Genomic DNA, 22,890 nt, shown 5'->3' on the forward strand with positions numbered 1-22,890 from the left:
CCCCTTTGAGTTGTATCAGCTTCCGGTGGTATAATAGCGCAATAAACAGAATTTTTTCCGTATAGGGCCGTACGGAACACCCACTGTAAGAAGTGGCCTAACTCTTCCTTTTCATAGCTAAATATCAAAATCGAGCACTTGGTTCTTTTCCCGCACTACAGCATTCGAGCGATCAATTACCTCGCGCAACGTGGTGCTATCAAGAATATCGGCCATGGCGTCGCGCACATCTTTCATGACCAGTCGAATCCCGCATGAACCTTCATCGCCACATTCCGGACATTTTTCGTAGGCCGTCACGCTAACGCACGGCATCGGCGCGAGTGGCCCTTCCAGAATAGTGATGATGTCGCCAACGGTAATCTCTTCCGGCGTTTTTGCCAGATAATACCCGCCACCTTTTCCTTTACGACTGGCCAGAACGCTGGCGTTTTTGAGTGACAACAGAATCAGTTCCAAGAATTTCTTGGGGATATTTTCTTCTTCGGCCAGCTCAGAAATCAGCACCGGGCCGCTGCCGTAGCGGCGGCTCAGTGCAATCATAGCGAGCAAACCATATTTGGTTTTTTTGGAAAACATAGTTCAACCTATTCATTGTTATTGTTACATGGCGATAATTTCGCTCATAACCCGAATATTAAACGATTCCTTCGTAGAGCGCACTGGTTAAGTAGCGTTCACCAGAATCTGGCAAAATTACTACGATTGTTTTCCCCTGATATTCCGGGCGCTCAGCCAAACGAATCGCCACGGCGACAGCCGCACCGCAGGAAATCCCTGAAAGAATCCCCTCTTCTTTCGCCAGACGGCGGGCGGTTTCCAGCGCTTCGTCGTTCGTTACTTGCTCGACGAGGTCAACCACGGAAAGATCAAGCGTGTCGGGGATGAATCCCGCGCCAATGCCCTGAATTTTATGCGGCCCTGGGCGCAAATCTTGCCCGGCAAGTTTTTGCGAAATAACGGGACTGTCGGCAGGTTCAACCGCAACCGAGGTGATTTTTTTCCCTTTGGTATTCTTGATATAGCGCGAAATGCCGGTGATAGTGCCGCCGGTGCCGACGCCAGAAACGAGCACATCGATTTCGCCATTTGTCCCTTCCCAGATTTCTGGGCCGGTGGTTTTTTCGTGAATCGCGGGGTTAGCGGGGTTTTTGAACTGGTGCATCAGCACGTATTTTGGGTCAGAAGCGGCCATCTCTTCCGCTGCGGCAATCGCACCACCCATTCCCTTGGCGCCAGGGGTGAGAACAAGGTTCGCGCCGAATGCTTTCAGCACTTTACGCCGTTCAAGGCTCATGGTTTCCGGCATGGTCAGCGTAATGGGGATGCCACGAGCTGCCGCAACAAAGGCAAGGGCAATCCCGGTATTGCCGCTGGTAGGCTCGACAATTTCTTTGCCCGGCGTAAGGAGCCCTTTTTGCTCGGCATCCCAAATCATGGCAGCGCCGATGCGGCATTTAACCGAGTAGGCCGGATTGCGCCCTTCTATTTTGGCAAGAATCGTAACTCCGGCGGGAGCAAGGCGGTTGAGGCGGACGAGGGGGGTGTTGCCGATTGAAAGTGAATTGTCATCGTAGCGTTGGCTCATGAGTGCTCTCCTTATGTGAAAGTTAGTAAAACGCGAACTCCATTAAATCAATCAAAACTATCGAACTGGTAGCTTAATATCCCCATTCGGCTTGGCTGTCAACAAGAATTTATCATAACGCCTACCGCTCACTTCAAAGTTGCCATAAGACATTGCTGACCTCACCCGTCATCTCGAACGGAGTGAGAGATCTNGTGAGAGATCTCGCCTTTGAGATTTCTCGCTTCGCTCGAAACGACAAGAATTTATGGCCATTTTACAGCCGAAAGTGGCTTAGCACTCTCTCATCCGATTCCCCCTTCAATAGTAGGCGAAAAGCATACTTTCGCTGCCCAATAAAAAATAACACTACAAACACGATAATTTTAATTGACTAAATAGAGAATGTCGTCTAATGTCCGCGCCACATGAATCTACAAGGAGCGCAGCATGCACACGGTCTTCAGAAATGGGTTACTGATTTTTATGTTGACGTTCGTATTTCAGGCAATGCCGGGGTTTTCAAAAGGTATCACGCTCCTGAATAGCTCTTACGATCCGACGCGCGAGTTTTACCGCGAATACAATGCGGCGTTCGCAACATATTGGCAGGAAAAAGGCGGACAGAAGGTGACGGTGCGCCAGTCGCACGGTGGTTCCGGCTCGCAAGCGCGCGCGGTAATAGATGGCCTGGAAGCGGATGTTGTTACTTTGGCGCTGGCATACGATATTGATGCCATTCACGAACGGGCGGGGCTTATCCCGCAGAACTGGCAGGAGCGTTTGCCACTCAATAGTTCGCCATATACTTCCACCATCGTTTTGCTGGTGCGTAAAGGAAATCCCAAAAACATCAAGGATTGGGACGATTTGATCCGCCCTGACGTGCAGGTGATTACGCCAAATCCGAAAACTTCTGGCGGAGCGCGCTGGAATTATCTGGCAGCGTGGGGGTTTGAAAAGCAAAGAACCGGCAGCGACGATGCCGCGCGTGAATTTGTCAGCAAGATTTTCGCCAATGTTCCCGTGCTTGATTCGGCGGCACGCGGCGCCACCAACACGTTTGTGCAACGTCGTATCGGCGATGCGTTTATTGCTTGGGAAAATGAAGCTATTCTGGCGATTGAGCAGCTTGGCAAAGGTGAATATGAAATTGTTGTCCCATCAATCAGCATTCTGGCAGAGCCTCCCGTTACGCTTGTTGACAAAGTAGTCGACAAGCGCGGCACCCGCGAAGTGGCACAAGCGTATCTGGAATATCTTTATAGCGATGAAGCGCAAACGATTGCGGCAAAGCATTACTATCGTCCAACTAATCCGGCGATAGCCGCACAGTTCGCGGCGCAATTCCCCACCGTAAAATTCTTCACGATTGATGAAGTGTTTGGCGGTTGGCAAAACGCACAAAAAACGCATTTCGCCGATGGCGGCGAGTTTGATCGGATATTTGGTGGCATCAAACGGTAGTTGTTCACTTCGTTCGAGATGACAGGCGATAGCGCAGCTTTGTTTTCCCTCGGTAAGCTTTTGCCCCTTTGACGCGAAGACTGCTCGGCTAGACCCCGCAAGGGGCAGCCACAGGAAGTGGCCAAGTCCGGCAGTATGTACATGGATGGGCATTCTGCCGGATCTCCGAGGCAGGCGAGCAAGTCAAAGGGAAAGCAAAAGCGCGAGGGCACTTTTCTTTGGTTCTTTCTTTTGGTGCCAAAAGAAAGAACTACAACAACGTTAAATGGAGGTTTCATGCAACTCAGGCAACACAGCGTCCTGCCAGGATTTTCGCTGACTTTAGGCGTCACGCTGGTTTATCTCACGGCGCTGGTATTGGTGCCGCTTGGCGGGCTGATCCTCTTTACCACGCAATTGTCGTGGGGCGAATTTTGGTCAACTATCAGCGATCCCCGCGTCGTCGCGTCCTACCGCGTCACCTTTTCCACCAGTCTGGCCGCAGCGCTGATCAACGTGGTCTTTGGACTGCTCGTGGCGTGGGTGCTGGTACGGTATGATTTTTTTGGGAAAAAGATTATCGATGCGCTGGTCGATCTTCCTTTTGCCCTGCCAACAGCGGTGGCGGGGATTTCGCTGGCGGCGCTTTATTCACACAATGGCTGGCTGGGGCAATTCTTGGAGCCAATGGGTATTCAAGTCGCCTATACGCCACTTGGCATTGCGGTAGCGCTCACGTTTATCGGCCTGCCGTTTGTTGTCCGCACGGTGCAGCCGGTGCTGGAAGAGCAGTCACGCGAGCTGGAAGAGGCGGCGGCAAGCCTTGGCGCAACACGCTTGCAGATTTTCACGCGGGTGCTCTTTCCCGCTATTTTTCCGGCACTCCTCACTGGCTTTGCGCTGGCTTTTGCCCGTGCTTTAGGCGAGTACGGATCGGTTATCTTTATCGCGGGCAACATGCCATTTGTCAGCGAGATCACGCCGCTCATGATTATCACCAAACTCGAACAGTACGATTATGCCGGTGCTACGGCCATTGGATCGGTGATGCTGCTGGCGGCGTTTGCACTGCTGCTGGGGATTAACCTCTTGCAATATTGGGCAAGAAGGAGGGGGTAACCATGAGTCGACCATCAATAAACGCCGCCATTACGGAACCACTTTGGGTAAAAACACTTTTGATCACCTTGGCGTTGGGATTTATTGCGCTGTTTTTGCTGATGCCGCTGGCCGCAGTGTTTACGCAGGCCTTCGAAATGGGTTTATCGGTATATCTGGCGGCGATTACCGAGCCAGATGCTTTAGAAGCTATCAAGCTGACACTTCTGGTTGTGGTTATTGCGGTTCCGATCAACACCGTGTTCGGCGTAGCGGCGGCGTGGTGTATTGCCAAGTTTGAGTTTCGCGGCAAAAATCTACTTACAACCCTGATCGACCTACCGTTTGCCGTTTCGCCCGTGATCGCGGGGTTGATTTTCATCCTGCTTTTCGGCACGCAAGGGTGGTTTGGGCCTTTCCTACAGGAACACGATATCCGAATTGTCTTTGCGGTTCCGGGAATTGTACTGGCGACGATGTTTGTCACCTTTCCTTTTGTGGCACGGGAGTTGATCCCGCTGATGCAGGAACAGGGAAAAGATGAAGAGGAATCGGCGCTGACGCTGGGGGCAAATGGATGGCAAATGTTCTGGCGGGTCACACTGCCGAATATCAAATGGGGGCTGCTCTACGGCGTGATTTTGTGTAATGCACGGGCGATGGGGGAATTTGGAGCCGTAGCCGTCGTTTCGGGGCATATTCGCGGACTGACGACCACAATGCCGCTGCATATCGAAATCCTGTATGGCGAATACCTCTTTTCGGCGGCCTTTGCCGTAGCATCACTGCTGGCATTTCTGGCGCTGATTACGCTGGTACTGAAGAGTTTTATTGAGTGGCGCAGCGGGAAACGGCATGCAGCAAAACACTAACCGTTTGCTGAACAACTACACACTATCAATCAATGAGGATATCCGATGAGCATTTCCATTAACGCTATCAGTCGTAATTTTGGCACCTTTAAGGCGCTTGACAATATCAATCTCGAAATTCCCGGTGGTGAGCTAGTGGCGCTGCTGGGGCCATCCGGTTCAGGAAAAACGACACTGCTGCGGATTATCGCCGGACTGGAGCAAGCCGATACGGGTTCGATCAGTTTTCATGGCGAAGATACGACCGACGTGCATGTGCGCCATCGTGGTGTCGGGTTCGTGTTTCAACATTACGCCCTTTTTAAACACATGAGCGTGTTTGAAAACGTGGCTTTTGGCTTGCGCGTTCGTCCCAAACATTTACGCCCATCAGATGCCGAAATCAGCCGCCGCGTGCACGAACTGCTGGAGCTGGTGCAACTCGACTGGGTGCACGACCGCTATCCATCGCAGCTTTCCGGTGGGCAGCGGCAGCGGATTGCCCTGGCGCGGGCACTGGCGGTAGAGCCCAAAGTGCTGCTGCTTGATGAACCGTTTGGTGCGCTTGACGCCAAAGTACGGGCTGAGCTGCGCCGCTGGCTGCGCCGCTTGCATGACGAAATTCACGTGACCAGCGTGTTTGTAACGCACGATCAGGAAGAGGCGCTGGAAGTTGCCGATAAAATCGTCGTCATGCATAACGGCAAAATCGAACAGATAGGGTCGCCGCAGGACGTGTGGGATAAACCCGCAACGCCGTTTGTGTATAACTTTCTTGGCAACGTCAATCTGTTCCGTGGGCGCCTTGATGAAGGAAAAAACTTTGTCGATCACGCGACTCCGGTTGCCACGGACGATGTTGCACCGCTTCCACAGGATGATTCTGCTCCGGCGATTGCCTTTGTTCGTCCATACGATTTGGAAATCCATCGTACGCTACAAAGTGAAAACGACATTCCAGCACGCGTGCGCTTTATCCACAGTGCCGGGATTTTTGTCCGGGTAGATATGGAGCGGCGCGACGGCGATGAACCGCTGGAAGCACAGATTTCGCGTGAGACATGGCAGAAGCTTCAGCTGGTGCCCGGCGATGAGGTGTATGTGACACGCAAAAATATCCATTTCTTTGTGGGAGACTATCAGATATGAGGCTGACTCCAGCACTTGCCAACGACCTAAGCCAAGCGATTGCCGGTTTGGAAATACGCGATGCTATCCCCTTACTGGCAAAACGCTTTCATGGCGCAATAACGTTTGCCACCAGCCTTGGCGCCGAAGATCAGGTACTTACCCATATTGTGAGTACACTTTCGCAACCAATCGAAATATTCACGCTCGATACCGGACGGCTCCACCCCGAAACCTACACACTACTGGATCGCACGGTGCAGAAATACGGTGTGCCGATCACCGTCTACTTTCCCGATTACCGCGAGCTCGAAACCTGGATTACTACGCATGGCATCAATGGGTTTTACGACTCCATTGAAAATCGCAAAGCGTGCTGCCGCCTGCGCAAACTCGAACCACTCAACCGGGCATTGGCGGGGAAATCACTCTGGATCACCGGCCTACGCGCCGCGCAATCCGTCACGCGGCAGAGCATGGAACTGATCGAGTGGGACGAAGCGCACCAGATATTGAAATACAACCCGCTACTCCACTGGAGCGAGGAAGAAATATGGCACTATGCGAAACAGCACAACGTGCCGGTCAATCCCCTGCATACCCAAGGCTTTGCCAGTATCGGCTGTGCGCCGTGTACTCGCGCCGTGAAAAACGGCGAAAACATTCGCGCCGGACGCTGGTGGTGGGAAAGCCCAGAGCATAAAGAGTGCGGGTTGCATAAATAATGATCTACCGATTGTTCCGATTCCCGACAACGGGCGATCACACAGGATCGCCCCTACAAAAAACCTTACGGCATAAGTGCATTCGATAAACGCATTTTGTAGGGGCAGACCTATGTGTCTGCCCTCTTGGCTGGCCATCAAAAGAAAGGATACCTATATGACCCAAACCCGTCTCACTCACTTAAAAGCACTGGAAGCGGAATCGATCCACATCATGCGCGAAGTGGTTGCGGAGTTCGATAATCCCGCCATGCTTTATTCCATCGGCAAAGATTCGTCCGTCATGCTCCATCTGGCACTGAAGGCCTTTCATCCCGCCAAGCTCCCGTTTCCCCTGGTGCATGTTGATACCACGTGGAAGTTCCGCGAGATGATTGAGTTTCGTGACCAGCGAGTGAAGGAGCTTGGGCTTGATTTACTTGTACATATCAACCAAGAAGGGGTTCAAGCTGGTATTGGCCCGTTTACGCATGGCTCGCAAGTACACACCGACATCATGAAAACCGAAGGGCTGAAGCAGGCGCTGAATCACTATAAATTTGACGCCGTGTTCGGCGGTGCACGGCGCGACGAAGAAAAGTCGCGCGCGAAGGAACGAATTTATTCGTTCCGCGACCGTCATCACCGCTGGGATCCTAAAAACCAGCGTCCTGAACTGTGGAATATTTATAACGGTCGTGTCCATAAAGGGGAAAGCATCCGCGTGTTTCCGCTGTCAAATTGGACAGAACTGGATGTCTGGCAGTATATCTGGCTGGAAAATATCCCGATTGTTGATTTGTACTATGCCAAAGAACGCCCCGTGGTGGTGCGCGACGGGGTCAAAATTCTGGTCGACGATGACCGCTTGCCACTCCTTCCCGGCGAAGAGCCGCACCTCGAAAAAGTCCGCTTCCGCACCTTGGGTTGCTACCCGCTGACGGGAGCGGTGAATTCAGAAGCGACGACGCTGCCTCAGATTATTCAGGAGATGCTATTGTGCCGCACCAGCGAGCGTCAGGGGCGATTGATCGACAGTGACCAAAGTGGTTCGATGGAGAAAAAGAAGATTGAGGGGTATTTCTGATGAGCCAAACATCACTACTCGAACGCGATATCGAAGCCTATCTCAAAGAGCATGAAAATAAAGAGTTGCTCCGCTTTATCACCTGCGGCAGCGTGGACGATGGCAAAAGCACGCTGATTGGGCGTTTATTGCACGATACCAAAGCGATTTACGAAGATCAGTTGGCCACGCTGGCCAAAGATTCGCAAAAATCTGGCACAACGGGTGCTGCGCCGGATTTGGCACTCTTGGTCGATGGCTTACAAAGCGAGCGCGAGCAGGGGATCACGATTGATGTGGCCTATCGCTATTTTTCCACCGATGTGCGCAAGTTTATTATTGCCGATACTCCGGGGCATGAGCAGTACACTCGCAATATGGCAACCGGCGCTTCGACGGCTGATCTGGCGATTATTCTGATCGACGCGCGCCATGGCGTACAGGTGCAAACGCGTCGCCACAGCTTTATCGTAGGATTGCTGGGGATTCGGCATATTGTCGTGGCAATTAACAAAATCGATCTCGTGGCGTATTCCGAAGAGCGCTTTGTGCAGATCGAACAGGAGTATCGCGCTTTTGCGCGGCAGATCGGCTTAGGTGATGTCCACTGCATCCCCGTTTCGGCACTGAATGGCGATAATATTGTAACACCGAGCGAGCACACTCCGTGGTATTCCGGCGCGACTGTGTTGCAAACGCTGGAAAAAGTGGATATTGCCAGTGACCGCAATTTGGCTGATTTCCGCTTTCCGGTGCAGTACGTCAACCGCCCCAACCTTAATTTTCGCGGATTTGCCGGGACGATCGCTTCTGGCCGCATTCAAGTTGGCGACGCCGTAACGGTATTGCCATCGCGTAAAACCAGCCGAGTACAGTCGATTGTCACCTATGATGGCGAGCTAAGCGAAGCGACGGCGCAGATGGCGGTGACGTTGACGCTGGAAGATGAAATCGATATTTCGCGCGGCAATATGATTGTCCGCAGCGATACCATTCCCGAAACGACCGATCATCTGGAAGTCGATCTGGTGTGGATGCACGATGCCGTCATGGAGCCAGGAAAAAGCTATATCATCAAGCGGGCAACAACGGTAACAACAGGGATGTTCAGCCAACTGGCGTATCGTCAGGATGTGAATACGCTGGAAAAAGTTCCGGCACAGCGCCTCGCACTCAATGAAATTGGTCGCGCGGGATTGATTCTGACCCAGCCGATTGCCTGTGATCCGTATAGCCGTAACCGCCTGACGGGGAGCTTTATCGTGATCGACCGCCTGACGAATAATACCGTTGGTGCAGGGATGATTGTCGGAAAGCTGGCGGAACATGCGAAGCCGCAGTTCAGTCCGTTTGAAATTGAACTTAACGCGCTGATCAGAAGACACTTTCCGCATTGGCAGGCGCGCGATATACTGATGGGCGGGGATTATTCGATTTAAGTTTGTTCTTCTTTCTTTTGGCACCAAAAGAAAGAATACAAAACATGGAGTAAAGCAATGGAAAAAGAGACGAAAGCACAGCGAGTGGAGCGGCTAAAAAAAGAAAAAGACGGCCTGGATATTCTGGATGATCTGCTGGCTCTGAGCGATGCCGGCGGCGTTGCTGACGCCGATATGGTGGATCGTCTGAAATGGTACGGGTTTTACACGCATAATCAACACGCTTCGCCTGCAGGGAAGCAGTATTTCATGGTACGAGTGAAGATTCCCGGTGGTCGCTTGACTCTGCCGCAGATGGAAACACTGGCAGGGATTTCACGCGATTTCGCCCGTAACACCGCTGATATCACGGTGCGCCAAGCGATTCAATTCCACTGGATTGCTATGGAAAATGTGCGCGAAATCTTTGCCCGTCTTGCTGCAGTCGGGATGACAACGCAAAATGCGTCCGGCGATTGCCCGCGCAGTATTGTCGGCTGTCCGGTAGCGGGGGAAACACATGATGAGCTGACGGATGTCAGTGATATCAGATGTCAGGTCGATCAATTCTTTCAGGGCAACCATGATTTCAGCAATTTGCCACGCAAGTTCAAAATTGGCATCAGCGCCTGTGCGAAGCATTGCATGGGACATGAAATCCAGGATATGGCGTTCACTGGATTCCGTGCGGGTGATGGCTCTGTCCGTTTTGATGTTACCGTTGGTGGCGGCCTGGGAAGTAACTTGCGCATTGGCAGCCGCTTGGGGACGATCACAAAAGAGCAAATTTTTGCCGTCTGCGTCGCGTGTGCCGAGATTTTCCGCGATTATGGTAAGCGGGAAAACCGTGCCAGAGCGCGGGTTGGTCACCTGCTTGACGATCTTGGACTTACCGAATTTCGCCGTATGGTTGAGGAAAAAGTCGGCTTTGCACTGCAGCAGGATGATGAGCCAGAAATTACGCCATACGAGAAGCGATGCCACTTCGGCGTTGAGCCATCGCGGGTGGCAGGGAAAGCGCATGTTGGGTTTGCCATCCTGAGTGGACGACTCATGGGCGAACGGCTCTGGCACCTTGCAACGCTTGTACGGCAACACAGTGCAGATGGTATTGCGCTAACGACATCGCAGAACGGGATTGTCCTGAACGTACCTCAGGCAAACGTTGACGCGGTTGTCGCTGCGCTCGCTCAGGCGGATTTACCGACCAATCCATCACCGTTTCGTGCTCGTGCCCTCGCGTGTACGGGGCTTGAGTTCTGCAAATTTGCCATCAGCGAAACGAAAAGCCGTCTCGATGATGTGGTGCGAGCCTTGGAAACACGCTTCCCCGACTTTCGCGAACCAATCACGCTGTGTTTAAGTGGGTGCCCGCATTCCTGTTCCCACCCGCATGTGGCCGATATTGGCTGTATTGGCTGGAAGGTTAAGGAAGACGACACGCTTAAAGAAGGGTTCACACTCGCGCTCGGAGGACACTTACAAGGCGAAGAAAAAAGCGTGTTTGCCCGCAAATCGGAAAGCAAAACGACGTCAGAAAACCTTGCAGAAACGGTAGCCGCCTTGCTTGATGAGTACGCACAATCAGGGAAGAAGTCACTGCATCACTTTCTTGCTCTCCGATAGGAAGCCATAAAAGACAGCATGCTTTTTGATAACTTTTCCTACTTGACAGAATTGAAACCGTTTTGTATTATTGCCAACATCCAATGTGAAAAACAGAACACATGGAAAGCTGTGAAGCAATGCTTCCAGCAAGACACTATAATCAAAGGACATAAAGCATGAAAAAATTCATTTGTACAATTTGCGGTTACGTGCATCAGGGCGACAGCGCTCCAGACTTTTGCCCAACGTGTAAGGCGCCTGCCAGCAAGTTTCAAGAACAAGTAGCTGGCGAAATGAACTGGGCAGATGAGCACAGAATTGGCGTTGCGAAAGGTGTTGATCCGAAAATCATCGAAGACCTGCGCATGAACTTTACCGGCGAGTGCACGGAAGTTGGCATGTACCTTGCCATGAGTCGTCAGGCTGACCGCGAAGGGTATCCTGAAATCGCAGAAGCCTACAAGCGTATTGCTTGGGAAGAGGCAGAACACGCTGCGAAGTTCGCAGAGCTTCTTGGCGAGTGCGTTGTGGCTGACACCAAGACCAACCTGAAAATGCGCGTTGAAGCAGAATTCGGCGCTTGCAGCGGGAAAAAAGATCTGGCAACTCGCGCCAAGCAGCAAAACCTTGATGCTATCCACGATACAGTACACGAAATGTGTAAAGACGAAGCGCGCCACGGTTCAGCGTTTGCTGGCCTCTTAAAGCGTCACTTCGGCGAATAATTCATTTTCGTATTTCCCTGAAAGACCCTCGGTGTATACTGAGGGTCTTTTTTTATGGACACATTTTTTTGGAGGGTTCTGTGAATATTGTTTTGCTCTCACCCCACTTTCCACCGAATTTTCGCCATTTTTCCACGCGACTGCGCGAACAAGGGGTCAATGTACTTGGTATTGCCGATGCTCCTTGGGAAGAGCTGGCGCCCGAATTACAAACCGCGCTGACAGAGTACTATCGCACCGATATGTCGTCATACGAAAACATCCTGCGTGCGTGCGGCCACTTTACCCATCGCTACGGGAAAATAGACCGCGTGGAATCGCATAATGAGTATTGGTTGGAAACCGAGGCGCAACTGCGGCAGGACTTCAATATCGTCGGGATGAAACCAGATGAAATTGCCAATGTAACCCTTAAATCAAAGATGAAGGATGGATTCCGCACGGCTGGCGTTGCAACGGCACGCGGAACGGTGGTGAAAACTCTTGATGATGCACTTACGCTGGCAGGGGAGATTGGGTATCCCGCCATCCTGAAACCAGATCGCGGCGTAGGCGCGGCCAGCACGTATCGCGTTGATACTGATGAAGACCTGCGTCGCGTATTTCAGCAGAAACTCCCAACTGACTATTTCATGGAAGAGTTTATTCGCGGGGAAATCCATACCTATGATGGACTGTGCGATAGCGAAGGAAACGTTATCTTTGCCGCATCACACGTTTTCCATCAGGGTATCATGGAAACCGTCAACGAAAACCGTGACCTGTTTTACTATTCGCAACGGGAGATTCCTGCCGATCTTGAAATGGCGGGACGCAATGCGGTGCAGGCATTTAATATTCGCGAAAAGTTTTTTCATATTGAATTTTTCCGCACGTTTGATGAACAAAAACTGATGGGAATTGAAGTCAACATGCGTCCGCCAGGTGGACTCACGATGGACATGTTCAACTATGCTAATAATGCCGACCTGTTTGGCGAATGGGCGAATATTGTGGCCGGAAAATACTTTGGTGCCCACTGCACTCGCCCCTACTTCTGCGCGTACATTGGCCGGAAAGAAGGAAAACAGTATCGCCATTCGCACGAAGAAATCATGCAGCACTACGCTCCGCTGATTGTTCATGCCGAAACGATCAGTTCTGTTTTCAGTGCCGCTATTGGCAACTTCGGCTACATCGCTCGCGCGCAGGATTTAGAGGAATTGGAAAACCTAGCACACTATATTCATGAGCAGTAAATACTCTCGGGTGCGCAGTGGGAGCTGCTGCAGATAATCCTGAAGCATTGGCCACCGCGCATCCGCAAGTTCACTAACCATTTGCCATTTGTGACATAAAGCTGACAACAGCAATAGTTAAAGAAAAAATTCAAGTGAAGAAACGATTCACCCGATAAGAAAAACACGTTGACAGATCGCTTGCGAGCGGTTAAATATCCAACAATAATACCCCGCTGAATGGATTCGGCGGTAGTCGTGAGACGGCAAGCCAAGGAAGGTGATGTCATGATTATCTATCACAATCTCCCCGCCATGAACACCATGAACTCCCTCGCCAAGACGAATGGGTCGATGCAGAATACCATTCAAAGCTTGAGCAGTGGCTTGCGTATCAATAAAGCTTCTGACGATGCCGCTGGGCTGGCCATATCGGAGAAAATGCGTGGCCAAATTCGTGGACTCGATCGCGCCGTTAGCAACGCGCAAGACGGCATTTCCCTGATTCAAACTGCCGAAGGGGCGCTCAACGAAACCACCTCCATCCTGCAACGGATGCGCGAACTGTCGGTACAAGCTTCCAACGGAACCCTCACCTCCAACGACCGATCTGAAATCCAAAAAGAGGTCGTGCAACTGCGCGACGAAATCAACCGCATTGCTACCTCTACCCATTTCAACCAAAAACAACTCCTTGACGGCAGTGCTACTGGCCGCTGGTCGTCTGATGCCAAAGACCTGAATGTGCTCTTGCGTGGATCGCTGGCCGGCATCAATGCTCAAGGAGAACTGACTTCAGCCGAAGGGAACTACGTCGTTGACATCGAAACCCGTGCTGGCAAGGGGCAAATCCTGAAAACCAACATCTTCACCAAAGTATCGGATGAAGATTTGAAAGATTTGGGGATAGTGAGTAATGCCCTCACTATGCAAAATCCAGACTCAACGGCGAATGCTTTTGCTATCAACGGCCCTGAGTTGGCGCGGTCTTCTGATACGCTGGATAAAGTAGCGAATTTTTATGACGCCAACGGTCGCTTTCTCCTTGACACCACGCAGCAGATCACGATTACGCAGGGAGATGGTAAGACAGCGGTTTTTACCATCGAAAAAACCGATACGCTCGACTCGCTTTCCACAAAAATCAGCGACGCCATCACCGATGACCTTGGGCAAGGGGAATTGGTCTATGGTGACGTTCCCGGAGCACGCTTTCTTGGTGGGCACCCTGGGATCACGGGAGATGCCATTACCGACATTGTAAACGGCTTAAAATATGGTTGGCTCGAAGGATCGATGGCGCGCATTAAAGAGTTTTACGGCCTAGAAGGGCAAGGGCATGATCTAGAAATCCACGTCTACAATAAAGCACAATTCGGCACGATAGCGCTGATTGCCGCTAGCGGAAGCGGGGTAGCTCCTTTCCCAGCTGATACCTTTAAATTCTACATTGATGCCGCGGATTACCACCCACACACATGGCCAGATGGCAGTGTTGACCATTTAACGGCTGGACTTGGCGAAGGTATTGCGGCGCGCGTAACTGCGCACGAAATGGTACACGCCACTATGGGGGCACAAATGGACTGGCTTGGTGCCGGCTCATTGCCGACATGGTTCCGCGAAGCGACGGCTGAACTTATCCATGGTCGGGCTGAAGGCGTTGTATCTGCTATGGAAGCGGGAGCTCGGACTGGAACCCTCGCTGATGCTCAGGCAATTCTTGCCAGTGATTGGAAGAACTGGGCAGGTGCTGCTGTTAACGATGAGTACACCTCCGCCTATTTTACTGGCGTCATGCTGCATGAGGCAGCGATGGCGCAAGATCCCACTGGTGGCGGGATGAAAGCCATACTTAATGACTTGAAAAACGGCTCGACGCTTGATGCGGCTATCGCGAATAATACTGCTCATGCAAATACCGCTGCTTTCCTTACCGATGTTGACACTAATGGTGCCGCGAAACTGAAGGCTCTCTATGATAACATTAAAGCTGACACAACTGGTGATACTGCGGCAATAGGTGGTTTCTTACTTGATGGTGGGACAGTGTACACCGCGACGAATGTCATTGATGTCAGTGCCGCTACCGACTTCGACGGTCAACCGATTGACACCTATGGCTGGAATATTATCTGGCCCGCGAACATGTCTAGCTTTGCCGAAAATCCAAGCTTCGATCCATTTACCGTTAGTGACTCTTACACCACAGGAACAACTAAAGCCACTGCGCACTCTGTACTTGGCACGATGGTTGTTCATTCGGCGATTGCCGGAAAAAATGGTGAGTTGAGTTTCTCCGGTGACGAAGAAGTCCTGCGCGCCCTCGGGCTTTCAGAAGTACAGGCTGCCATCGACAATACCTATACCGTTTCAGTAAAAGATGCCCACACAGGGAATGCCGTCGTAGGACGCACAGCCTATAGCGGCGAAGAACTTAACGGCATCATCCATTCAAATCTTGATTTACGGCTCGGCCTGAATACCGCTACAAGTGTTGCATGGAATGCTACTGAGGCCAAATATACGTTCACTGGCGAAGAGACTTCTTTTAAAATTCACCTCGTCGACCGCGCGCTTGATTTACAAATCGGTGCCAATGATGGCCAAAAGATGAACGTCAGTATTGGTAACCTCTCCGCCAAAGCACTTGGAGTGGATAACATTCTGGTTTCTAATCAGAAAGCTGCCATGGGGACGATTACCAAAGTAGATAAAGCGCTTGCGTATGTCTCTTCGCAACGGGCAGCGCTTGGTTCGCTGCAGAATCGCCTTGACCACACGATCAACAGCTTGAGTGTCGCCAACGAAAACCTGACCGCTTCAGAAAGTCGCATTCGCGATACTGATGTAGCAAAAACGATGACCAAGCTCGTCCGCGATCAGCTGCTATCGCAAGCAGGAACCTCAATGCTGACGCAGGCGAATCAGTTGCCGCAAGGGGTAATGCAGTTGTTACGGTAAAGGATGAAAGGGCGATCACACAGGATCGCCCCTACACGGAACAGCAAAACCATAACATGTAGGGGCAGACCTGCGTGTCTGCCCTCTTCGCGTTTCGCCCCCGCACGGAAATGTAGGGGCAGACCTGTGTGTCTGCCCTCTTTGCGTTTCGCCTGTTTGCCTTACTCGTGTCCGTCGCGCTCGATCACCTCCAATAGGCGATCAAGCAACTCACTTTCAGGATATCTTCCAATCACTTCACCATGCCGCATCACGATTCCCACGCCGTTGCCGCCGGCAATGCCATAGTCGGCTTCGCGCGCTTCACCCGGCCCATTCACAACACAGCCCATCACGGCTACATTCAGCGGGGTTTTCAGGTGTGCCAGTCGCGCTTCGGCGGCGTGTGCCAGCCCAATCAGGTCGACTTGCGTCCGTCCGCAGGTGGGACACGAAATTAAATTCACGCCGACACGGCGTAGTCCAAGTGATTTCAGAATTTCTTTGGCAACGCGGATTTCATTGACCGGATCACTGGTGAGCGACACGCGAAAGGTATCGCCAATCCCTTCTGACAACAATCCACCAATCCCAATGGCGCTTTTAATGCCGCCGCCGAAATCTGTTCCTGCTTCGGTCACGCCAAGGTGGAGTGGATAGGGGATTTTAGTAGACATCAGGCGATAGGCCTGCATGGTGGTGACCACGTCGCTTGCTTTTAAAGAGATTTTAATTTCCGTGTAGCCAAGCTTTTCCAGCAATGCGATATGCCGCAGCCCACTTTCCACCATAGCTTCAGCAGAAGGATGGCCGTGTTTGGCCAGAATGTCTTTTTCCAGACTGCCGCCGTTGACGCCAATACGGATAGGCGTGTTGCGTTGCTTCGCTTCGGCCACCACGGCAGCAATTCGCTCTTCATGTCCGATATTGCCAGGGTTGATGCGCAACCCGTGGATACCAGCCCGAAGCGCTTTAATCGCAAAGGTATGATTAAAGTGGATGTCGGCAACGACGGGAAGCGGCGATGCACTGACAATGAGACCAAGGGCATCGGCGGCGGCCTCGTCTGGGACGGCGACGCGGACAATTTCACATCCGGCTTGCGCCAGCGCATGGATTTGAGCCAGCGTGGCAACGGTGTCGGCCGTGTTGGTATTCGTCATGCTCTGAATGGAAACAGGAGCATCGCCACCAATGGCGACGCTCCCGAGCTTGATCTGTTGTGAAGGGCGGCGTGTGATAGTGGACACGGGTTGGCTTAGTGGCGGAAGTGACGCATGCCGGTGAAGACCATGGCGATGCCGTGTTCGTTGCAGGCGTCGATCACTTCTTGGTCGCGCATGGAGCCGCCGGGTTGAATGATAGCTTTTACGCCTGCCGCCGCGGCAGCATCGATACCGTCACGGAACGGGAAGAAGGCGTCAGAAGCAAGCACCGTTCCGGCTAACGGCATTTGTGCTTTATCGACGGCAATACGTGACGAATCGACACGGCTCATCTGTCCAGCGCCGACGGCGCAGAGTTGCCCTTCGTTGGCAAAGACGATGGCGTTCGACTTCACGTGCTTACACACTTTCCACGCAAATTCGAGTGCCCGCAACTGTTCGTCGGTTGGGGCAATATTTGTCACGATCTTGCATTCGGCAATAGATGAAATCATGCCAAGGTCACGATCCTGCACGAGAAAACCGCCGGTGACTTTGCGGACGAATTTTGCTTTGTCAATCGAGGTATGGAGTGCACCGGTGCGCAACAGGCGGATATTCTTTTTCTGTGTCAGAATTTCCAGCGCGCAGTTGGTGAATTCAGGGGCAATGATAATTTCGACAAAGAGTTTGGCCATTTCGGCAGCGGCTTCCTTATCCACTTTGCTGTTCGTGGCAATAACGCCGCCAAAAGCACTCACAGGATCGGTGGTCAATGCTTTTTGATAAGCTTCGCATACAGTGCTGCCAGTTGCGGCTCCGCAAGGGTTCGTATGCTTAATGATAGCAACAGCGATTTCGCTTTTGAACTCTTTTACCAGTTCCAGCGCGGCATCGGCATCGATGATATTGTTGTAGCTCAGCTCTTTGCCGTGCAACTGTTCGGCATTGCCGATGCCGGCTTCGGCGGTGAAGTTATCGCGATAGAAAGCGGCATTTTGATGTGGGTTCTCCCCATAACGCAAATCCTGTAACTTCAGACCGGACAGGGCGTACGACTCAGGGAATTCCACCCCTTGCTGCCCATTGAGGTATTCGCTGATCATGGCATCGTAGCGGGCGGTATGCAGGAACACCTTGCGCGCGAGTTTCTGGCGGGTTTGCAGGGTCACGCCGCCGTTTTGCATTTCATCCATCACCACCTGATAATCGGCAGGATCGACGATAACGATGACGTCGTGGTGATTTTTCGCCGCGCTGCGCAGCATGGTCGGGCCACCAATATCGATGTTTTCAATGGCATCTTCGTAGGAGCATCCTTTTTTGACGGTTTGCTCAAACGGGTAAAGATTTACAACAACAAGGTCAATTGGTGGAATATTGTTGGCGGCCATCTGCTGCTGATGCTCGGGATTGTGGCGCATACCGAGGATACCACCGTGCACTTTAGGATGGAGGGTTTTGACGCGGCCATCAAGCATTTCGTGCGTACCGGTGTAGGCACCAACTTCCACAACGGGAACGTTTTCGGTCAGGAGCAGTTTAGCGGTGCCGCCGGTGGAAAGGATTTCAACGCCTTGCGTGGCGAGAAATTGCATAAAAGGGACAATGCCATTTTTGTCGGATACGCTCACAAGGGCGCGGACGGGGGAAACGGTGTGAGACATGGTGCTTGGACTCCTGTTCTGTAATGAGCGGTGCGGCTAAATTGCTTGCACTGCGGGAATGGTTATGTTAGAAACGCGGTCGACTTGTGGAAAGATCCGCTGCGGCGTAGATCTCCGAACCTCGTCAGGTCTGGAAAGAAGCAGCGATAAGGGGACCCCTGCGGGTGCCAGCGGGCCATCTTTCCCAAGTCACTTTTCGTTGCTATGCTTTTCGTCGACGTATTCCTGTAGCACTTTATCGATTAAATCGTAATCTTCCGTGAATTCATATCGGTTTGAATCATTGCTATTTTCCTTTTTCATGCAGTGCTGGACGGCTTCGATGGCTTGGTGCAGTTCGTTGCCAAGTTCATCGCACAAACGATTCGTGAGTGTCAGATAGTCCACTATCATACCAAGCTTCTGCGAAGGTTTCAGCTCTGGCGAGTGAATGGCACAGCCAAGATTAATCGCCTCCTCCTGAAGAAAACTTACCCCTTTAGCAAGCGACATCAGCTGACGGACGGTTTTATTCTGTGGCATCGCGCTAGGCTCGCATCACGAGAATTGACATAAGGAGAAGGATGCCGGAAACGTAAAACAAAAGGATCATATTGCGAAAGCGTTCCCGTTTTTTTGCTTCGACTTCCCGAGCATCAAGATGCTCGATCAATTCGCGGTTGATCGCTGCTATTTCCCCATCGAGTTTCGCGATATTTTCGCGGTACATCGCAAGGTCTTCCAGCGGTTCTTCATAGAGAATGCCAGAAACAAGCATCATGACATTTTCCAAGAAACGGTCAGCATTGTCTTTCGAGTTGGTGGTTATTTCATCCACTTTGCATTTCATTAAATCGAAGTAGAGCACTTCTAGCTTATTTACCAGCCCTTTTAAGCGCTCAACGTCGCTTTTTGAAAGGTCATCAGGGTCGAGTTTCACTACCGACGCCAAGGTAACTTCAAGCTCCGACTTCGTCCGTTGCCAGATATTGAGCCACTCTTTGACGCTGACAGGTACAAGGTCAATGGAGTACTCTGATTCTATTTTGAGAACGAGCGCCTTACCATACGGAATCTTTGGCCGCTTACGCCGTTTTTTATTCATTTCTTGATCGCGCGAAGTTTCTTCGTCATACATCTGGTTAACCAGTGCAACCAGCTCTTCGCAACCGATGAGAGATACTTCTGATTCCGCTACATAATTTTTAAGTTCATCACTGTAGGTGGCGTTGGTAATAAAAAGGACGCGCCCAGTTCCTTCCTTCGTCATCCAATGGCTGGTGCTTTTCAGGAAGTCGATGTCAATGATATCGTCAATACTCCCTTTTTTATGGCGGACAATATACTTGCCCAGATAGGGAGCTTTTTTACCAAGACCGGTATAGATCTTTTCGTCGGAGCCAAAGTCGATAGTATCGCTAATGGAAAAACCAAGGTAGCGAATAAGCCGACTGATAAGGTATTCAAACTCCTTATCAGTCATCATAATAAATGAATCAAAATCGACTTTTTTTGCCATATTTCCTATTTCCGGTTAAAAGTGGGTAAAAAACAGTGATTGATTAACGGTACCAAAGCCCTTTATCCGACCGAACCCCTTTGTCCTCGTTCGTCGCTTGCGCAGGACGAAGTTCGCGGTAGTTTCCTGGCCAAAGGCGATATTCTTTAAGAACTTCCTGAAATACGGCAAGCGAGTTGTTGTCCGCACGAATAGTTTCGACCCGATAAACGCTCGCAAGCGCCCCCTTACCGCCATAATAATGGTAATAATCTTTCGGCGGAAGATGGGAAATAGTATGAAACGGCAGTGCATTTATTGGATACACTTCAAGGAGAAAATACTTGACCTGACGATACGCATGCGCGTCACGCGGAGCGGCGAGCACTCCCGCAAGTAGTGTCATAAAAAGCATACTGCACAGTAGCTTCCTCGACCAGCGTGTCATAACCCGCTTTCGGTAGCCATTTCAAGTAATGACGTCACATCAACTATCAGGTTCACGCGCCCGTCACCCATAATGGTTGCGCCGGTTATTCCTGGCGTCCCCTTTAAGAAGTCTCCAAGCGACTTAATAACGATCTCCTCTTGCCCAAGCAGCTTGTCGACAATCAGGCCGATCCGCTTTTCGGCAAGCCCGAGGATAACGATATAGAAGTAGTCCTTCTCTTCACACGTAATGTCGAATATTTTACTTAATTCAAGTAAAGGAAGCACTTGGTCGCGCAAACGGAGCACGCGTTTCTGCTCAATTGTTTTTATTTCTGTACGTGGAACCTTTACGGTTTCGATTACCGAAACGAGCGGAATGGCATAACTTTCGTCCGCTACTCCAACGAGGAGCACTTGAATAATAGCGAGTGTCAGGGGAATTTTAATGGTAATGGTCGAGCCCGAACCAATTTCAGTATCAATAGAGATAAGCCCATTGAGTTTTTCAATGTTGGTACGGACAACATCCATACCAACGCCACGCCCACTGACATCTGTTACTTTGGCCGCCGTTGAGAATCCGGCAGCAAATATCAGGTTGAGCGCTTCGGTGCGGCTCATTTTTGCCGCGTCAGCTTCGGTGATCAGCTCTTTCTCCACCGCTTTTTCTTTCAGCATTTCAGCATCAATACCTTTACCATCATCTTTAATTTCGATGACGATATGGTTTCCTTCATGGAATGCTGCAAGATGAACGGTTCCCAGTGCCGGTTTGCCACTAGCCTTACGCACTTCCGGGATTTCAATGCCGTGATCGCACGAATTACGAATCAAGTGAACGAGGGGGTCGCCGATTTCTTCAATGACGGATTTATCGAGTTCTGTATCCTGACCAGTGATAACCAGTTCAATTTCTTTTTTCAGTTCGCGCGAAAGATCACGCACCATGCGGGGAAAGCGGTTGAATACTTTACCAACAGGGAGCATGCGCGTCTTCATAACCGCCATTTGCAGTTCAGTCGTAATCAAACTCAGTTGCGCGCTGGTTTCGCTCAGAGCTTCAATATGCTCGCCGCCAATGGTGGTTTCCATCTGCTGCGTTAACTGCGCGATGCGGTTCCGACCGAGCACTAATTCCCCAACAAGGTTCATCAGCGAATCAAGTCGCTCAACGTCAACGCGGATAGTTTGATCGCCGCCACCTTTTTTCTTATCGTCGTTATCATTCGCTGCTGGTGCTTTTGCGGCAGGAGCGGGTTTTGCGGCAACTTTTTTCGGTTCCTTGGCTGCGGCAGGCGTGTCAGTTTTGACGCTCGCGGTTGGTGTGTGGTGAGCTGCAGGTGCCGCGCTCTCCCCGTCGCCATCTACATTCCCTGCAATAATAGAGCTTAGGCGGCCAACAACACCAGATATGTCGCGTTGCGAATCGCCTTTGCCATCGCGGATATCTTCGGTAATAACCTTGATCAAATCAAAGGCCTGCAAAAGAATATCCATAATATGGGCAGTCATTTGCAGATCGCCTTTGCGCAATTTATTGAGAACATCCTCAGCATGGTGGGTCAGTTCAGTCATGGTGGTAAAGCCAAGGAAGCCACTGGTTCCCTTCACGGTATGAGCGCAGCGGAAAATGGAGTTGAGCAGATCAAGATCGCCAGGCGAGTTTTCCAATTCGACTAAATCGATATCAAGCTTTTCAAGAAGCTCGTCAGTTTCGACTAAAAAGTCATCAAGAATTTCAACTTCTTCCTGGCTCATATCCCCTCCACCATAATCATTTAGAGTCCGAATTCGGCCAGCAACTTGTCAACCAGCCCCTGATCCGGATCGATAATTTTACTATCACTCTCATCGTCATCAAAACCAAAAGGATCGGCGGGAGTATCCAGCGCGAGCGCGTCAATCAGCTGTTGCACCTGCTGTTGCATATCGCGAACCATCTTGTTTAACTTGTCTACAATCTGGTGCGTGATATCCTGAAACTCCAGCGAACCCATCATGTCAAAAATCTCATTTTGGTTCGAGCTGTTCAGCTCTTCAATTTTTCGAAATGAGATGACATAGTCACTGTTCTGACTGGCAATCCGCTCAAGAAGCTCACGAATGCTGTTCAGTCGATCAAGGAGTTGTTCACTTGAACCCATTAAACGGCCAACAGACTCTTCTGTGGTCGTCATGATGGTGTGTAGAGACTCTTCTATTTTCGGTATCGTTTCAAGACACGTAACAATCACGGGAGAGAGTACCTGGAAATTCGCCTGCAACTTTGCAAGACGCACGGCAACGACTTCCGGTATGTGTTCATCTTCCGCACCACCGTCGGCATAGTCCCCGTCAAGGATGGCGCGCAAACGTCTGACAATAGATTGCTTAACACTTGTCTCCATGCTCTCCCTGA

At 51.2% G+C, this 22,890-nt stretch carries 20 protein-coding genes and 1 other RNA gene; 12 read left to right on the top strand and 9 right to left on the bottom strand.

The genetic code is table 11. The annotated features are described in order from the left end of the window. Positions 1-117 precede the first annotated feature (117 nt). Positions 118-579, bottom strand: coding sequence for an RrF2 family transcriptional regulator (locus tag P304_RS0104090; protein ID WP_027389503.1), 462 nt, complete (start codon positions 577-579; stop codon positions 118-120). A 58-nt stretch (positions 580-637) separates the two neighbouring features. After that, positions 638-1,588 carry a cysteine synthase A gene (gene cysK, locus P304_RS0104095; protein WP_027389504.1) on the bottom strand — a complete coding sequence of 317 codons (951 nt, stop codon included), beginning with the start codon at positions 1,586-1,588 and terminating at the stop codon, positions 638-640. 465 nt (positions 1,589-2,053) lie between these two features. Here cysK and P304_RS0104100 point away from each other — a divergent pair, with 465 nt between their 5' ends. The 11 genes from P304_RS0104100 (at position 2,054) to P304_RS17500 (ending at position 15,792) form a co-directional block, all read left to right on the top strand. Next, positions 2,054-3,034 carry a sulfate ABC transporter substrate-binding protein gene (locus P304_RS0104100; RefSeq protein ID WP_051321444.1) on the top strand — a complete coding sequence of 327 codons (981 nt, stop codon included), beginning with the start codon at positions 2,054-2,056 and terminating at the stop codon, positions 3,032-3,034. Between the two features lie 276 nt (positions 3,035-3,310). Next, positions 3,311-4,132: a sulfate ABC transporter permease subunit CysT gene (cysT, locus tag P304_RS0104105; RefSeq protein WP_027389506.1), complete on the top strand. Its 822-nt coding sequence runs from the start codon at positions 3,311-3,313 to the stop codon at positions 4,130-4,132. A gap of 2 nt (positions 4,133-4,134) precedes the next feature. Next, the gene (gene cysW, locus P304_RS0104110; RefSeq protein WP_051321393.1) at positions 4,135-4,983 is read left to right on the top strand and encodes a sulfate ABC transporter permease subunit CysW; all 849 of its coding nucleotides are present in this window, start codon (positions 4,135-4,137) and stop codon (positions 4,981-4,983) included. Positions 4,984-5,028: 45 nt separating this feature from the next. Continuing rightward, entirely contained in the window at positions 5,029-6,111 is a 1,083-nt protein-coding gene (locus P304_RS0104115; RefSeq protein ID WP_027389508.1) for a sulfate/molybdate ABC transporter ATP-binding protein, read from the top strand. Then, positions 6,108-6,815, top strand: coding sequence for a phosphoadenylyl-sulfate reductase (locus P304_RS0104120; protein ID WP_027389509.1), 708 nt, complete (start codon positions 6,108-6,110; stop codon positions 6,813-6,815). The genes P304_RS0104115 and P304_RS0104120 overlap by 4 nt, the downstream gene beginning before the upstream one ends. Before the next feature lie 157 nt (positions 6,816-6,972). Then, positions 6,973-7,881 carry a sulfate adenylyltransferase subunit CysD gene (cysD, locus tag P304_RS0104125; RefSeq protein ID WP_027389510.1) on the top strand — a complete coding sequence of 303 codons (909 nt, stop codon included), beginning with the start codon at positions 6,973-6,975 and terminating at the stop codon, positions 7,879-7,881. Beyond that, positions 7,878-9,299 carry a sulfate adenylyltransferase subunit CysN gene (gene cysN / locus P304_RS0104130; RefSeq protein ID WP_027389511.1) on the top strand — a complete coding sequence of 474 codons (1,422 nt, stop codon included), beginning with the start codon at positions 7,878-7,880 and terminating at the stop codon, positions 9,297-9,299. Before cysD ends, cysN begins: the two co-directional genes overlap by 4 nt. A gap of 57 nt (positions 9,300-9,356) precedes the next feature. Then, entirely contained in the window at positions 9,357-10,904 is a 1,548-nt protein-coding gene (locus P304_RS0104135; protein ID WP_027389512.1) for a nitrite/sulfite reductase, read from the top strand. A gap of 158 nt (positions 10,905-11,062) precedes the next feature. Then, positions 11,063-11,611 carry an NADH peroxidase gene (locus tag P304_RS0104145; protein ID WP_027389513.1) on the top strand — a complete coding sequence of 183 codons (549 nt, stop codon included), beginning with the start codon at positions 11,063-11,065 and terminating at the stop codon, positions 11,609-11,611. 80 nt (positions 11,612-11,691) lie between these two features. Further along, entirely contained in the window at positions 11,692-12,849 is a 1,158-nt protein-coding gene (locus P304_RS0104150) for an ATP-grasp domain-containing protein (RefSeq protein ID WP_034764132.1), read from the top strand. 267 nt (positions 12,850-13,116) lie between these two features. Continuing rightward, a complete protein-coding gene (locus P304_RS17500) occupies positions 13,117-15,792 on the top strand; it encodes a flagellin N-terminal helical domain-containing protein (RefSeq protein WP_027389515.1) in 2,676 nt (891 codons plus the stop codon). Between the two features lie 161 nt (positions 15,793-15,953). Here the strand turns inward: P304_RS17500 and ispG are convergent, their stop codons facing one another. After that, entirely contained in the window at positions 15,954-17,021 is a 1,068-nt protein-coding gene (gene ispG / locus P304_RS0104160; protein ID WP_027389516.1) for a flavodoxin-dependent (E)-4-hydroxy-3-methylbut-2-enyl-diphosphate synthase, read from the bottom strand. Positions 17,022-17,029: 8 nt separating this feature from the next. Beyond that, a complete protein-coding gene (purH, locus tag P304_RS0104165) occupies positions 17,030-18,583 on the bottom strand; it encodes a bifunctional phosphoribosylaminoimidazolecarboxamide formyltransferase/IMP cyclohydrolase (RefSeq protein ID WP_027389517.1) in 1,554 nt (517 codons plus the stop codon). 88 nt (positions 18,584-18,671) lie between these two features. Here purH and ffs point away from each other — a divergent pair. Beyond that, an RNA gene (gene ffs / locus P304_RS16565) (signal recognition particle sRNA small type) lies at positions 18,672-18,768 on the top strand. Between the two features lie 4 nt (positions 18,769-18,772). Here the strand turns inward: ffs and P304_RS0104170 are convergent. From P304_RS0104170 to P304_RS0104190, 5 genes are read right to left on the bottom strand one after another with little or no spacing between them, the layout of a single operon-like run. Further along, positions 18,773-19,105 carry a hypothetical protein gene (locus P304_RS0104170; protein WP_027389518.1) on the bottom strand — a complete coding sequence of 111 codons (333 nt, stop codon included), beginning with the start codon at positions 19,103-19,105 and terminating at the stop codon, positions 18,773-18,775. Between the two features lie 4 nt (positions 19,106-19,109). Then, positions 19,110-20,081, bottom strand: coding sequence for a restriction endonuclease (locus P304_RS0104175; RefSeq protein ID WP_027389519.1), 972 nt, complete (start codon positions 20,079-20,081; stop codon positions 19,110-19,112). A 43-nt stretch (positions 20,082-20,124) separates the two neighbouring features. Further along, positions 20,125-20,466 carry a hypothetical protein gene (locus P304_RS0104180; RefSeq protein WP_152514488.1) on the bottom strand — a complete coding sequence of 114 codons (342 nt, stop codon included), beginning with the start codon at positions 20,464-20,466 and terminating at the stop codon, positions 20,125-20,127. 38 nt (positions 20,467-20,504) lie between these two features. Further along, entirely contained in the window at positions 20,505-22,250 is a 1,746-nt protein-coding gene (locus P304_RS0104185) for a chemotaxis protein CheA (protein WP_027389521.1), read from the bottom strand. A 20-nt stretch (positions 22,251-22,270) separates the two neighbouring features. After that, positions 22,271-22,879 carry a hypothetical protein gene (locus P304_RS0104190; RefSeq protein ID WP_027389522.1) on the bottom strand — a complete coding sequence of 203 codons (609 nt, stop codon included), beginning with the start codon at positions 22,877-22,879 and terminating at the stop codon, positions 22,271-22,273. Positions 22,880-22,890: the final 11 nt, after the last annotated feature.

This window comes from Chrysiogenes arsenatis DSM 11915, from assembly GCF_000469585.1.
In the GTDB taxonomy this organism is placed as follows: Bacteria; Chrysiogenota; Chrysiogenetes; order Chrysiogenales; family Chrysiogenaceae; genus Chrysiogenes; species Chrysiogenes arsenatis.

Bases quoted from the DNA above. Each gene is read 5' to 3' on its own strand.
- purH (WP_027389517.1), bottom strand. From the start codon at position 18,583: ATGTCTCACACCGTTTCCCCCGTCCGCGCCCTTGTGAGCGTATCCGAC.
- cysT (WP_027389506.1), top strand. From the start codon at position 3,311: ATGCAACTCAGGCAACACAGCGTCCTGCCAGGATTTTCGCTGACTTTA.
- P304_RS17500 (WP_027389515.1), top strand. From the start codon at position 13,117: ATGATTATCTATCACAATCTCCCCGCCATGAACACCATGAACTCCCTC.
- P304_RS0104185 (WP_027389521.1), bottom strand. From the start codon at position 22,250: ATGAGCCAGGAAGAAGTTGAAATTCTTGATGACTTTTTAGTCGAAACT.
- P304_RS0104100 (WP_051321444.1), top strand. From the start codon at position 2,054: ATGTTGACGTTCGTATTTCAGGCAATGCCGGGGTTTTCAAAAGGTATC.
- P304_RS0104135 (WP_027389512.1), top strand. From the start codon at position 9,357: ATGGAAAAAGAGACGAAAGCACAGCGAGTGGAGCGGCTAAAAAAAGAA.
- cysD (WP_027389510.1), top strand. From the start codon at position 6,973: ATGACCCAAACCCGTCTCACTCACTTAAAAGCACTGGAAGCGGAATCG.
- P304_RS0104180 (WP_152514488.1), bottom strand. From the start codon at position 20,466: ATGACACTACTTGCGGGAGTGCTCGCCGCTCCGCGTGACGCGCATGCG.
- P304_RS0104120 (WP_027389509.1), top strand. From the start codon at position 6,108: ATGAGGCTGACTCCAGCACTTGCCAACGACCTAAGCCAAGCGATTGCC.
- P304_RS0104115 (WP_027389508.1), top strand. From the start codon at position 5,029: ATGAGCATTTCCATTAACGCTATCAGTCGTAATTTTGGCACCTTTAAG.
- P304_RS0104090 (WP_027389503.1), bottom strand. From the start codon at position 579: ATGTTTTCCAAAAAAACCAAATATGGTTTGCTCGCTATGATTGCACTG.
- cysW (WP_051321393.1), top strand. From the start codon at position 4,135: ATGAGTCGACCATCAATAAACGCCGCCATTACGGAACCACTTTGGGTA.
- cysK (WP_027389504.1), bottom strand. From the start codon at position 1,588: ATGAGCCAACGCTACGATGACAATTCACTTTCAATCGGCAACACCCCC.
- P304_RS0104170 (WP_027389518.1), bottom strand. From the start codon at position 19,105: ATGCCACAGAATAAAACCGTCCGTCAGCTGATGTCGCTTGCTAAAGGG.
- P304_RS0104145 (WP_027389513.1), top strand. From the start codon at position 11,063: ATGAAAAAATTCATTTGTACAATTTGCGGTTACGTGCATCAGGGCGAC.
- P304_RS0104190 (WP_027389522.1), bottom strand. From the start codon at position 22,879: ATGGAGACAAGTGTTAAGCAATCTATTGTCAGACGTTTGCGCGCCATC.
- P304_RS0104175 (WP_027389519.1), bottom strand. From the start codon at position 20,081: ATGGCAAAAAAAGTCGATTTTGATTCATTTATTATGATGACTGATAAG.